Consider the following 14,765-nt stretch of genomic DNA (forward strand, 5'->3'; position numbering starts at 1 on the left):
TTCACGAAGTCCGGAAGGTGGTGTCGATGAAGTCGAAGAGCTCGTCGTCGCTGGCGCCGCCGAGGTCGGTGCCACCGGTCTCGCCCGCCAGGTCGCTCCAGCGCGCGAGGAAACCCTTCAGCCGCGCGGTGACCTCGCCGCGCGCGGAGATCCCATCCAGATCTGCCTCGGTGACGGTCTCGAACGCGGCTTCCAGCCGGTCCAGCTCGTCGAGGAGCCGGACGCCGGTCGGTTCGCCGCCGCCGAGCCGCCGGTCCAGCTCCTCGGCCAGGTCGGCCGCGGTCGGGTGGTCGAAGGCCAGCGACGCCGGCAGGCTCAGCCCGGTGCCGGCCGCGAGCCGGTTGCGCAGCTCGACCGCCATCAGCGAGTCGAAGCCGAGCTCCTTGAAGGCGCGCTCGGGCCCGATCGCCTGCGCCGTGTGCCCGAGCACGCCCGCGACCTGCTCCAAGACCAGAGCGAGGAGCGCCTTCGGCCGGTCCACAGTGGACATCGAAGCGAACCCGGTCTCCTCGGGCTCGGCTTCGGTGAGCGCGGCCCGCACCGCCGGGAGGTCGGCCAGCACCGGCCGGGGCCGGGCGGCGGTGAACACCGGCGCGAACCGGGCCCAGTCGACGTCCGCGACCACGACGGCGGTGTCGTCGGCGGCGAGCGCCCGGCGGAAGGCCGTGACGCCGAGCGCGGGGTCCATCGGCGGCAGCCCGCGCCCGCGCAGCATCCGCACCGCGTCGTCGTCGGCGGCCATCCCGGACTCGGCCCACGGGCCCCAGGCGATCGCGGTCGCGGTGAGCCCGCGGCCACGGCGTTCTTCGGCGAGCGCGTCGAGGAACGCGTTCGCCGCACCGTAAACCGCCTGCTCACCGCTGCCCCAGACGCCGGAGATCGACGAGAACAGCACGAACGCGTCCAGGTCGCGGTCGCGGGTCAGCTCGTCGAGGTGCCGCGCGCCGGCCACCTTCCCGGCCAGCACCGCCGTGACTTCCCCGGGCGTGATCGCCGGGATCGGACCGTTCTGGCCGGTGCCGGCGGCGTGCACCACCGCGGTCAGCGGCAGGTCCGCCGGGATGGCCGCGATGACCTTCTCGAGGCCGTCCCGGTCGGCCGCGTCGCAGGCGGCGAGGGTGACGCGGACGCCGAGGGCGGACAGTTCCGAGGCCAGCTCGGCCGCACCGGGCGCCTTCGCGCCGCGACGGCCGGTGAGCACGAGGTGTTCGGCGCCGGTGGCGGCGAGTTCGCGGGCAACGGCCGCGCCGAGCGCGCCGGTGCCGCCGGTGACCAGCACCGTGCCGCGCGGCCGCCAGTCCCGCGTCGCCCCGGCGGGGGCGGGCGCGAGCCGCCGGGCGAAGACGCCGTCCGGGCGGATGGCGACCTCGTCCTCGGTGCCGTCGGCGAGCACGGCCGCGAGCCGGGCCCCGGCCGCGGCGTCGAGCGTCTCCGGCAGGTCGGCGAGGCCACCCCAGCCGGACGGCAGCTCCAGGGCCGCGATCCGGCCGAAGCCCCAGGTCGTCGCCTGGCCGGGCCGGGTCACGTCCTTGACCGCGCCCCGCGTGAGGCACCACAGGCGGGCCGGGACGCCGGAGTCGGCGAACGCCTGGGTCAGCACCAGGTTGGCGGCGAGCCCGGCTTCCGCGTCGGCGTCGACGGCCAGCAGCGACACGACTCCTTCGACGTCGGCGTGCTCACGCAGCAGCGTCGTCAGCGCGGCCCGGTCGCGGGGACCGGACTCGGTCACCGGCTCGGCGCCGTGCGCGGCCAGCGCTTGCGCCACTTCGCGGGCGGGGCCGTCCACGCCGAGGACGAGCCAGCGGCCGGTCAGCCGTCCGGTGGTCTCGGCCAGCGGGCGCCAGGTGACGCGGTAGCGCCAGGCGTCCACAGTGGACGACGAGCGCCAGCGGTCGAGCGCCGCCATGGCGTGGTCGTCGAGGGCGAGGTCGCCCGCGTCGACCGCGGCCCAGAACCGGCTGTCCCCTTCCGCCGGGGGCGCGGGCTCGAGCCAGAACCGCGACCGCTGGAAGGCGTAGGTCGGCAGCGCGGTCCGCCGGGCGCCGTCGAGCACCGCGGCGACGTCGAGCGGGAAGCCGGCGACGCGCAGCCGGGCGAACGCCGTGAGCACTGCTCTCGGCTCGTCCTCGCCGGCGCGGAGCGTGGGCACCGAAGGGAGATCAGTGCTCTCGGCCGCCATCGCGGACAGCACGCCGTCGGGGCCGAGTTCGAGGAAGGTGCTCGCGCCCTGCTCGGCCAGGGTCTTCACCGCGTCGCCGAACCGGACGGCTTCCCGCACGTGCCGCACCCAGTACTCCGCGGTGTACGGCTCGGCGAGAGCACCGCTCACATTCGAGATCACCGGTATCGTCGCGGGGCGGTGCTCCAACGACTCGGCGACGGCGCGGAACTCGTCGAGCATCGGGTCCATCAGCGGCGAGTGGAAGGCGTGGCTGACGCGCAGCCGCTTGGTCTTGACCCCGCGTCCCGCGAACTCCGCGGCGACGGCGAGCGCGGCGGTCTCGTCGCCCGAGATCACCGTGCTGCGAGGACCGTTGACCGCCGCGATGCCGACGCCTTCGGCGGGCAGCTCGGCCCGGACATCGGCCTCGGGTGCGCCGATCGCGACCATCGCGCCGCCCTCGGGCAGCGCCTGCATCAGGCTCGCCCGGGCGGAGACCAGCGCGCACGCGTCGGCCAGCGAGAGCACGCCGGCGACGTGCGCGGCGGCGAGTTCGCCGATCGAGTGCCCGGCCACGAAGTCCGGCCGGACGCCCCAGGACTCGACGAGCCGGAACAGCGCGACTTCGAGGGCGAAGAGCGCGGGCTGCGCGTAGCCGGTGCGGTCGAGCAGGTCCGATTCGATCACTTCGGACAGCGGCCGGTCGGTGTCCAGCAGCGCCGCGACCTCGTCGAACGCCGCGGCGAACACCGGGAAGCGCGCGTACAGCTCGCGGCCCATTCCCGCGCGCTGGGCACCCTGGCCGGTGAAGAGCACGGCCAGGCGGCCCGGGTTGCCGCTGCCGGTGAGCGCGCCCGGGTCGCCGTCGGCGATCGCGGCCAGCCCGGCGAGGAGTTCGGGGACGGTCTCGCCGACGACCGCGGCGCGGTGGCCGAGGTCGGCGCGGGTCGTGGCCAGGCTCAGCGCGATGTCCGCGGGCACGCCGTCACCGGCGAACTCGCGCAGCCGGGCGGCCTGCGCCCGCAGCGCAGCCGGGCTCTTCGCCGACAACACCCACGGCACCGGCCCGGACACCGGCTCGCGCTCCGCCACGACCACGTCCGGTGCCTGCTCGAGGATCGTGTGCGCGTTGGTGCCGGAGATCCCGAACGACGACACCCCGGCCCGCAAGGGCCGATCGGCGGCCCATTCGCGCGATTCGGTCAGCAGCTCGACCGCGCCCGCCGTCCAGTCCACATGGGACGAAGGCACGTCGACGTGCAGTGTCCGCGGCAGCACACCGTGGCGCATCGCCATCACCATCTTGATGATCCCGGCGACCCCCGCGGCGGCCTGCGTGTGCCCGAGGTTGGACTTCACCGAGCCCAGGTACAACGGCGTCGAGCGGTCCTGGCCGTAGGTCGCCAGCAGGGCCTGCGCTTCGATCGGGTCGCCCAGCTTCGTCCCCGTCCCATGCGCTTCCACCGCGTCCACTTCGGACGCCGAAAGCCCGGCATCCGCGAGCGCGGCACGGATCACCCGCTGCTGCGACGGGCCGTTCGGCGCGGTCAAGCCGTTCGACGCGCCGTCGGAGTTCACCGCCGAACCCCGTACCACGGCGAGGACTTCGTGGCCGTTGCGGCGCGCATCCGACAACCGCTCCACCAGCAGCAACCCGACGCCTTCGGCCATGCTGGTGCCGTCCGCGCCCTCGGCGAACGCCTTGACCCGGCCGTCCTCGGCCAAGCCGCGTTGCTGGCTGAACGCGAGCAGGACGCCGGGGGCCGGCATGACCGTCACACCGCCCGCGAGCGCCAGGTCGCACTCGCCGCGGCGCAGCGCCTGCACCGCCAGGTGCAACGCCACCAGCGACGACGAACACGCCGTGTCCACCGTCAGCGACGGGCCTTCCAGCCCGAACACGTACGACAACCGGCCCGACGCCACCGACGACGTCCCGCCGGTCATCAGGTGCCCTTCGAGGCCGTCGGTGGCCGCGCCCGCGCCGTAGCCGGACGTCGCCGCGCCGACGAACACGCCGGTCCGGCTGCCGCGCGCCGACGTCGGGTCGATGCCGGCGCGTTCGAACGCCTCCCAGGTCGCTTCGAGCAGGAGCCGCTGCTGCGGGTCCATGGTCAGCGCCTCGCGCGGCGCGATCTCGAACAGCTCCGGGTCGAAGCGGTCGGCGCCGGTCACGAAACCGCCGCTGCGCGTGTAGATGCGGCCCGGCGTACCGGGTTCCGGGTGGTAGAGCCCGTCGAGGTCCCAGCCGCGGTCGGTGGGGAACGGCGTGATCGCGTCGACGCCACCCTCCACAAGGGACCACAGGTCTTCGGGCGAGGCGACGGAACCCGGGTAGCGGCAGCTCATCGCGACGATGACGACCGGGTCGTTGTCCGTCGGCACGGTCACGACCTGAGTGGACGGTTCCGCGGCCCCGCCGAACAGCTCGGTCCGCAGCAGCGTCACGAGCGCCGCCGGGGCCGGGTGGTCGAACACCAGCGTCGCCGGGAGGCGCAGGCCGGTCGCGGCGCCGAGGCGGTTGCGCAGCTCGACGGCGGTCAGGGAGTCGAAGCCGAGTTCGGCGAACGAACGACCGGGTTCGATCTCGTCGGCGGTGTCGTGCCCGAGCACCGCGGCGACGTGGTCGCAGACCAGTTCGAGGAGCCGCCGGTCGCGCTCGGCCGCGGGGAGCGGCTGCAGCCGTGCGGCCAGTCCGCCGTCGCTCGTCGTGGCGGCGGTGGCGGCCCGGCGGGTGGCGCGGACGAGCCCGCGCAGCAACGGCGGCACCGGGCCGTTCGCCGCCGAAAGGTCGAGCCGGGCCGGGATCGCGAGGGTTTCGCCGCGGGCCACGGCCGCGTCGAACAGGGCCAGCCCTTCGGCGTCGGACAGCCCGGTCATGCCGCCCCGCGACATCCGGGCCAGGTCGGCGGCGCCGAGGTGACCGGTCATGCCGCTCGCCTCCGCCCACAGGCCCCAGGCCAGCGAGACGCCCGGCAGGCCGAGGGAACGGCGGTGCGCGGCCAGCGCGTCGAGGGCGGTGTTGGCGGCCGCGTAGTTGCTCTGCCCGGCCGTGCCGAACACGCCCGCGGCGGCCGAGAACAGCACGAACAGCGCCAAGTCCCTGTCCTGGGTCAGCTCGTGCAGGTTGACGGCGGCATCGACCTTGGGCCGCAACACCTCCGCGAGCTGCTCCGCGTCGAGACCGGTGAGCAGGCCGTCGGCCAGGACACCCGCGGTGTGCACGACGCCGGTCAGCGGGCGGTCGGCCAGCAGCTCGGCCAGCGCGTCGCGGTCGGCGGCGTCGCACGCGGCGATCGTCACCTCGGCGCCCAGCGCGGTCAGGTCGCTCGCCAGCTCCGCGGCTCCCGGGGCGTCCGGGCCGCGGCGGCTGATCAGCAGCAGCCGCCGGACGCCGTGCGCGGTCACCAGGTGCTGGGCGATCCGGGCGCCGAGCGTGCCGGTGCCGCCGGTGACGAGGACCGTGCCGTCCGGGTCGAGGCGCCGCGGCACGGTGACGACGTTCTTGCCGACGTGCCGCGCCTGGCTGATGAACCGGAACGCCTCCGGCACCTGCCGCAGGTCCCAGGTCCGGCGCGGCAGCGGGGTGAGCGCGCCGGCTTCGAACAGCCCGGCGAGTTCGCGCAGGATCTCCTGCAGGCGTTCGGGTCCGGCTTCGATCAGGTCGAAGGCCCGGTAGTGCACGCCGGCGTGGGCGCGGGCGACTTCGGCGGCGTCGCGGACGTCGGACTTGCCCATCTCGACGAACCGGCCGCCGCGCGGCAGCAGCCGCAGGGAGGCGTTGACGAACTCGCCCGCGAGGGCGTCGAGCACGACGTCGACCCCGCGCCCATCGGTCGCGGCGCGGAAGTGGTCCTCGAAGGACAGGCTGCGCGAGTCTCCGATGTGGACGTGGTCGAGACCCAGTTCCCGCAGTACGTCGTGCTTTCCGGCGCTCGCGGTCGCGAACACCTCGGCGCCGTGGTGCCGGGCGAGCTGGACCGCGGCCATGCCGACACCGCCGGCGGCCGCGTGCACGAGCACGGACTGGCCCGCCCGCAAGCCACCGAGGTCGAACAGTCCATAGTAGGCAGTCGCGAACGCAACGGGGACCGACGCGGCTTCGGCGAAGCTCCAGCCGTCCGGCATCGGGGTGACCAGGCGGTGGTCGGTGACCGCGACCGGGCCGAGCGCACCGGTGAAGAGCCCGGTCACGCGGTCGCCGACGGCCAGCCCGCGCACCCGCTCCCCCGTCTCGAGGACGACGCCGGCGGCCTCGCCGCCCATCAACGCCTGCCCCGGGTACATCCCGAGCGTGATCAGGACGTCGCGGAAGTTCAGCCCGGCCGCGCGGACCTCGACGCGGATGTCGTCGGGCCCGAGTTCGGCCGCGGCTTCCGGCGCCGGGAGGGTCGCGAGGCCGTCGAGGGTGCCGGTGCCGGTGGTGCCGACGCGCCAGGATCCGTTCGCGGGCAGGGTCAGTTCGGTGGCCGGGCGGGCCAGCCGCGGGGCGAGCAGCGTCCCGGCGCGAGCGGCGAGCTGCGGTTCGCCGGACGCCAGCGCGGTGCCGATGGCGGCGGCCGGATCGGACCGCTCGTCGACGTCCAGGAGCACGAAGCGGCCGGGGTTTTCCGACTGGGCCGAGCGGATCAGGCCCCAGGCCGGGGCTTGGGCCAGGCCGGGCACGGGGTCGCCGGGCAGTGCGGCGAGGGCGCCGGTGGTGAGCACGACCAGCCGGGCGGCGGCGAACCGCTCGTCCGCCAGCCAGTCCTGCGCGGTCGCGAGGACATGCGAGGCCACGGCGTGCGGATCGGCGCCGGTGACCGGCAGGACGACGGCGTCCGGCACCTCGGCGAGGTCCGCCAGAGCCCCGGACAGCCAAGCGAATCCGGGCACCTCGCCAGTCGCGGTGACCGGCGTCCACTCCGTACGGAAGAGGGCGTCCGGCACGTCGTCCACTGTGGACGCGACCTGGAACGCCAGCGATCCGATGCGCGCCACCGGCCGGCCGGCCGGGTCGGTGGCCACGACCGACATCGCGTTCGGACCGGCCTGGCTCAGCCGCACGCGCAGGGCGGTGGCCCCGGCGGCGAACACGCTGACGTCGGTGAAGGCGAACGGGAGCCGGGCCTGGCCGTCGTCGGGGAAGAACTCGCCGAGGCCCAGCGCGTGCAGGGCGGCGTCGAGCAGGGCGGGGTGCACGGCGAACGCGTCGGTGCCCGGCAGCTCCACCTCCGCGAAGACGTCGCCGTCGAGCCGCCAAGCCGCGCGCAGGCCGCGGAAAGCGGGCCCGTAGCGGTAACCGGCGTCGGCGAGCGCGGCGTAGTGGGCCTCGACGTCGAGCGCGTCCGCGCCGGTGGGCGGCCACTCCAGCGTTTCGGGTTCCGGTGCGCCGGGCGCGAGCACACCCTGGGCGTGCCGGGTCCAGCGGGCACCGGGCCGGTCCGGCCGGGAGCTGATGGTCAGGCCGCGGCGGCCGTCCTCACCCGGCGCCTCGACGGCGACCTGGAGCTGGACACCGCCGGTGGCGGGCACGGCGAGCGGCGCGCCGAGGGTGAGTTCTTCGACGGTGCCGCACCCGGTGTGGTCGCCGGCGTGGACCGCGAGTTCGGCGAACGCGGTGCCGGGCAGGAGGGCGGTGCCGAGGACTTCGTGGTCGGCGAGCCAGGGGTGGGTCTGGCGGGACAGCCGTCCGGTGAGGACGGTCCGGTCTTCGTCGGCGAGGGCGACCGCGGCGCCGAGCAGCGGGTGCTCGACGGCACCGAGGCCGAGCCCGGCGGCGTCGCCGGTGCGGGTCGCCGGGCGGGGCCAGTACTGCTTGCGCTGGAAGGCGTACGTCGGGAGGTCGACGATCTGGGCGTGTGGGAAAGCGGGGGTCCAGTCGACGGCGATGCCGTGGACGTGCGCTTCGGCGAGCGCGGTGTGGAAGCGGGTCAATCCCCCGTCGTCGCGGCGGAGACTTCCCAGCGCGACAACGTCTTCGCCGAGTGCCATGGTCAGCACGGGGTGCGGCGAGGCTTCGATGAAAGTGCCGAAACCTTCGCTCTTGAGCCGCTCGATCGCGGTGTCGAGACGGACCGTGCTGCGCAGGTTCGTGTACCAGTACTCGGCGTCGACTGTTTCGTTCCACTCGCCCGTCACCGTGGAGATGAAGGCGATCCCGCCTTCGCGGGGCGTGATCGGCGCGAGCACCTCGCGCAGCTCGTCACGGAGCAGCTCGACCTGCGCCGAATGAGAGGCGTAGTCGACCGGGACTCGCTTGGCGCGGATGCCGTCGGCTTCGCAGGACGCGATCAGCTCGTCGAGGGCCTCCGGCGTACCCGAGACCACGACCGCCGCCGGGCCGTTGACCGCCGCGATCGACAGCCCGTCCGTGAGCCGCTGCTCGACGGTGGCGAGCGGCGCGGCCACCGAGACCATCCCGCCTTGCCCGGCCAGCGCCAGAATCGCCTTGCTACGCAACGTGACCACGCGAGCACCATCCTCAAGGGACAGCGCGCCGGACACCACCGCGGCCGCGATCTCACCCTGCGAGTGCCCGACGACCGCGTCCGGCACCACGCCGAACGAACGCCACAGCTCGGCCAGGGAAACCATCACCGCCCACAACGCTGGCTGCACGACGTCGACCCGATCGAGAGCCACGGCGTCGTCGAGCACCGATCGCAGGTCCCAGTCCACAAAGGAACCCAGCGCGGCCGCGCATTCGTCGAGCCGGGCGGCGAACACAGGCGCGGAGTCCGCCAGTTCGAGAGCCATCCCAGCCCACTGCGAACCCTGACCCGGGAACACCAGCGCGACCTTGCCGGGGGCGTCGGCCACGCCGGTGACGACGTTCGCCGCCGGGACACCTTCGGCCAACGCGGTCAGTCCCTCGACGAGGTCACCGACCACGACCGCGCGGTGCGGCAGGGAAGCCCGGGTGGCGACCAGGGAGAACCCGATGTCCGCCGGAGCGCCCGCCACCCCGAGCAGCGCCTGCGCCTGGCCGCGCAGGGCGTCGGCCGAGCGGGCGGACAGCACCCACGGGACCGGTTCCGATGCGGCGCTCGGCGAGATTTCGGGCTGGGGAACGGCTTCCAGGACCGTGTGGGCGTTGGTGCCGCTCATGCCGAACGACGACACCGCGGCCCGCAACGGCCGGTCCGCGATCCACTCGCGCGACTCCGTCAGCAGCTCGACCGCACCCGCCGTCCAGTCCACGTGGGACGACGGCGCGTCGACGTGCAGGGTCCGCGGGAGGACGCCGTGGCGCATGGCCATGACCATCTTGATCACCCCGGCGACCCCGGCCGCCGCTTGGGTGTGACCGATGTTGGACTTCACCGAGCCCAGGTACAGCGGCGTCTCGCGGTCCTGGCCGTAAGTCGCCAGCAGGGCCTGGGCTTCGATCGGGTCACCGAGAGTTGTTCCGGTGCCGTGCGCTTCGACGGCGTCGACGTCCGATGTGGACAGTCCGGCGTCGGCCAGCGCCGCGCGGATGACGCGTTGCTGGGCCGGGCCGTTGGGGGCGGTGAGGCCGTTGGACGCGCCGTCTTGGTTGACCGCCGAACCGCGGACCACGGCCAGCACGCGGTGACCGTTGCGTTCGGCGTCCGACAGCCGTTCGAGCAGCACCAGGCCCGCGCCTTCGCCCCAGGCCGTGCCGTCCGCGGCTTCGGCGAAGGCCTTGCAGCGGCCGTCGGCGGCGAGGCCGCGCTGGCGGCTGAACTCGACGAACGTGCCCGGCGTGGCCATCACGGTGACCCCGCCCGCCAGTGCCATCGAGCACTCGCCCAGGCGCAGCGACTGGACGGCCAGGTGCAGCGCGACCAGCGAAGACGAGCACGCCGTGTCGACCGAGACCGCCGGGCCCTCCAGTCCGAAGGTGTACGCCAGCCGGCCCGAGGCGACGCTCGCCGCGTTGCCGGTCGCGATGTGCCCTTCGAGGGCGTCGGCCGAGCCGAGGAGCAGAGTTGTGTAGTCGTGGCTGTTGGTGCCCGCGAACACGCCGGTCCGGCTGCCCCGGACCGAAGCCGGGTCGATGCCCGCGCGCTCGAACGCCTCCCACGTCAGCTCCAGCAGGAGGCGCTGCTGCGGGTCCATGGCCAGTGCTTCACGCGGCGAGATGCCGAAGAACCCGGCGTCGAAACCGCCTGCCGCGTCGAGGAAAGCGCCCTCGGTGACGCTCACCGAACCGAGCCGCGAGGGGTCGGCGTCGTACAGGTTTTCCAGGTCCCAGCCACGGTCGGCCGGGAAGCCGGAGACCGCGTCCGCGCCATCGGACACCAAGCGCCACAAGTCTTCCGGGGACGCGATGCCGCCCGCGTACCGGCAGCTCATCGCGACGATCGCGATCGGCTCGTCGGCCACCGCCGACACGGTCGCGGTGGTTTCGGTGGCGGCGTCGCCGAGGACGCCGGCCCGCAGGTGACCGGCGAGCGCGGCCGGCGTCGGCCAGTCGTAGACGAGCGTCGCGGGCAGAGCGAGGCCGGTCTCCGCACGCAGGGCGTCCCGCAGCTCGACCGCGGTCAGCGAGTCGAACCCGATCTCCTGGAAGGCACGATCCGGCGCGACGGCGGTCGCGCTCGCGTGCCCGAGCACCGCGGCGGCCTGGTCCCGGACGAGCTGCAGCAGCACCTCGTCGGCGACGGCCGGGGACAGCCCGCGCAGCCGTCCGACGAGCCCGCCGGGCGCGGGGGCCTCGGGCGCGACGGCGGGGATCCCGGTCAGCAGCGGGCTCGGCCGTCGCGAGGTGAAGGCGGCCGTGAACCGCGGCCAGTCGACGTCGGCGAAGGTGACGGTCGTGTCGCCGCCCGCGGCCCGCAGCAGCGCCGTGACGGCCACCCCCGGGTCGAGGGCGCGGAGCCCGCGGCGGAGCAGGTAGTCCTCGGCGTCGTTGTCGGCCGCCATCCCGCCGTCGGCCCACGGCCCCCACGCCACGGCCGTCGCGGCGAGACCGCGGGCGCGGCGGCCTTCGGCGAGCGCGTCGAGGAAAGCGTTGGCGGCGCCGTAGAGCGCCTGCTGCCCGCTGCCCCACACCCCGGCGATCGAGGAGAACAGGACGAAGGCGTCGAGGTCGGCGTCGGCGAGGAGTTCGTCGAGGTGACGGGCGCCGATCGCCTTGGCCGCCCACTGCTCGGCCACGTCCGCGCCGTCCACTTCGGACAGCGGCGCGGACCGGACGACACCCGCCGTGTGCACGACGGCGGTGAGCCCGGGGCTGACCCGCTCGACCAGCTCGGCCAGGAACTCCCGGTCGGCGACGTCGCCGGCCGCGAACGTCACCCGGACGCCCAGCTCCTCGGCCAGCTCGGCCGCTCCCGGGGCATCGGCGCCCCGGCGGGAGACCAGCACCAGGTGGTCGGCGCCCGCCCGGGCGAGGCGGCGGGCGACGTGCGCGCCCAGCGCCCCGGTCCCGCCGGTGATGAGGACGGTGCCGCGCGGGGTCCACGCCGGGGCCGCGACCGGCTCGGCGGGCTCCAGCCGCCGTCCGAAGTCGCCCTCGGCGCGGAGCGCGACCTGGTCTTCGGCGCCGGTCAGCCGAGCGAAGAACCGTGCCGCGGTTGCGGAGTCCACTTCGGACGGCAGGTCGATCAGGCCGCCCCAGCGGCCGGGCAGTTCGAGCGCGGCCGCGCGGCCGAGTCCCCAGACGGCGGCCTGGTCGGGATCCGGCGCGAGGTCGGTTCCGGTGGCGCGCACGGCCCCGGACGTCACGCACCACAGCGGGGCGTCGATCCCGGCGGCGTCGAGTTCACGGACGAGGTCGACGGTCCGCCCGAGCCCGGCGCCGCTGAACACCACGACCGGCTCGGCGTCGCCGAGCGAGCCGTCGAACCGGATGACCCGGCCGTGCCAGTTCTCGAGGACGGCTTCCAGCTGCGGGGACGGCTCGACGACGAGGCAGTCGCCGTGGGGCGCGGCCGCTTCGGCGGGGTCCAGCGGGGTCCAGGTGACCCGGTACCGCCAGGCGTCCGCGGCCGTGGCCTCTTCACGGCGTTGGCGCACGGCATCGAGGGCGGGCCGCAGAGTGTCTTCGGGCAGGCCGAGTTCGGCGGCGAGCGCGGGGACGTCCACATCGGTTTGCGGCGCGGGCGTGGGCCAGAAGCGTTCCCGCTGGAACGGGTAGGTCGGCAGGTCGATCCGCGGGCCGGCGGGCAGGTACGCGGCCCAGTCGACGGCGCCGCCGTGGACCCACACCCCGGCGAGGGCGGTCAGCAGGGTCCGTTCTTCGTCGCGGTCGCGGCGCAGGGCCGGGAAGGAGCCCGGCACCATCGCGCTGAGGACGCCGTCCGGTCCCACCTCCAGGAAGGTCTGGACACCTTCGGCTTCGAGAGTGGCGATGCCGTCGGCGAAGCGGACCGCCTCGCGGACGTGGCGGACCCAGTAGTCGGCCGTGAACGGCTCAGCGAGAGCACCGCTCACATTCGAGATCACGGGTATCGTCGCGGAGCGGTGCTCCAGTGACTCCGCGACCGCGCGGAACTCGTCGAGCATCGGGTCCATCAGCGGCGAGTGGAACGCGTGGCTGACCGCGAGGCGCTTGGTCTTCGGAAACTGGGCGGCGATGGCCAGGACCTCGGACTCGTCGCCGGAGATGACCACGGATTCCGGGCCGTTGACCGCGGCGATCGAGACGCCCTCGGTGAGGGTGATCTCAGACTCGGGGGCGGCGATGGAGACCATCGCGCCGCCGGGCGGGAGGGCCTGCATGAGGGAGGCGCGGGCGGAAACCAGGCGGCAGGCGTCTTCCAGGGACAGGACACCGGCAACGTGGGCGGCCGAGATTTCGCCGATCGAGTGGCCCGCTACGAAATCTGGGCGGATGCCGAACGACTCGACTAGGCGGTAGAGGGCGACCTCGAGTGCGAACAAGGCCGGTTGGGTGAATTCGGTGCGGTCGAGGAGGTCTTGGGTGGTGAAGGCCTTGCGGAGGTCCGGAGTGAAGTGCGAGAGGATCTCGTCGAACGCCGCCGCGTAGACGGGGAAGCGGGAGTAGAGCTGCTCGCCCATGCCGGCTCGTTGGGCGCCCTGGCCGGTGAACAGCACCGCCAGCCGGGAATCCTCGCGGACCTCGCCGGTGACCGTGGTCGAGTCGAGGATGACACTGCGGTGCTCGAACGCCGTCCGGGCCGTCGCCAGCGTACGGGCGATGTCCGCGGGGTCGGCCGTCACTGCCGCGAGCTGCGAAGCCTGTGCCCGCAACGCTTCCGGTGTCTTGGCCGACAGCACGAACGGCGTCAGACTGCCGACCGACGCTTCCGCCGGCACCGGCGAGGCGGGCGGCACGGCTTCGAGGATCGTGTGCGCGTTCGTGCCGCTGACGCCGAACGACGACACCGCGGCCCGCCGCGGCCGGTCGACCGACGGCCACTCACGGGACTCGGTCAGCAGCTCGACCGCGCCCGCCGACCAGTCCACATGCGACGATGGCGCGTCGACGTGCAGAGTTTGCGGCAGCACCCCGTGCCGCATCGCCATGACCATCTTGATGATCCCCGCGACGCCCGCCGCCGCCTGGGTGTGGCCGATGTTCGACTTCACCGAACCGAGCCACAGCGGCGTCGTGCGGTCCTGGCCGTAGGTGGCAAGGAGCGCCTGGGCTTCGATCGGGTCGCCCAAAGTCGTACCGGTGCCGTGCGCTTCGACGACGTCGATGTCCGAAGTGGACAGGCGGGCGCTGTCGAGCGCCGCGCGGATCACCCGTTGCTGGGACGGGCCGTTCGGCGCGGTCAGGCCGTTGGACGCGCCGTCGGAGTTGACCGCCGAGCCCCGGACCAGCGCCAGGACTTCGTGGCCGTGGCGCCGCGCGTCGGAAAGGCGCTCCACCAGGAGCATCCCGACGCCTTCGCCCCAGCCGGTGCCGTCGGCGGCCTCGGCGAACGCCTTGACGCGGCCGTCCGGGGCGAGGCCGCGCTGCTTGCTGAACTCGACGAACGTGCCGGGGGTGGCCATCACCGTCGCGCCGCCGGCCAGCGCCAGGTCGCACTCGCCCTGCCGCAGCGCCTGCACGGCGAGGTGCAGCGCGACCAGCGACGACGAGCACGCCGTGTCGACGGTCAGCGACGTGCCCTCGAACCCGAACAGGTACGACAGCCGCCCGGAGACGACGCTCGCCGCGTTGCCGGTGCCGAGGTAGCCCTCGACGTCCTCGGCCGAGGAACGCAGCAGGGTCAGGTAGTCCTGGCCGTTGGAGCCGACGAACACGCCGGTCCGGCTGCCGCGCACCGAAGCCGGGTCGATGCCGGCGCGCTCGAAGGCCTCCCACGACGTCTCCAGCAGGAGCCGCTGCTGGGGGTCCATCGCCAGCGCTTCACGGGGCGAGATCCCGAAGAAGCCGGCGTCGAAGAGGTCGGCGTCGTGCAGGAAAGCGCCTTCTCGCGCGTAGGTCGTGCCCGGGCGGCCTTCGTCGAACAGCGTCGCGGTGTCCCAGCCGCGGTTGGCCGGGAACGCCGTGATGGCGTCGCCGCCGCGGGCCACCAGGTCCCACAACCCTTCCGGCGAGCGCACCCCGCCGGGGAACCGGCAGGCCATCGCGACGATGGCGACCGGCTCGGTCGCGGCCTCGACGAGCTGCCGGTTCTGCCGCCGCAGCCGCTCGGCCTCCTTCACGGAGGCGCGCAGCGCGTCGAGCACCTTCTCGGGC

Annotated in this window: 1 protein-coding gene; it reads right to left on the reverse strand. The window is 74.3% G+C overall.

Features of this window, described 5'->3' with window-relative positions:
- Position 1 precedes the first annotated feature (1 nt).
- On the reverse strand, positions 2–14,755 hold the full coding sequence (locus EIY87_RS48725; RefSeq protein WP_449657973.1) for a type I polyketide synthase: 14,754 nt from the start codon (positions 14,753–14,755) through the stop codon (positions 2–4).
- Positions 14,756–14,765 lie beyond the last annotated feature (10 nt).

This window comes from Amycolatopsis eburnea, from assembly GCF_003937945.1.
GTDB classification, from domain to species: Bacteria; Actinomycetota; Actinomycetes; order Mycobacteriales; family Pseudonocardiaceae; genus Amycolatopsis; species Amycolatopsis eburnea.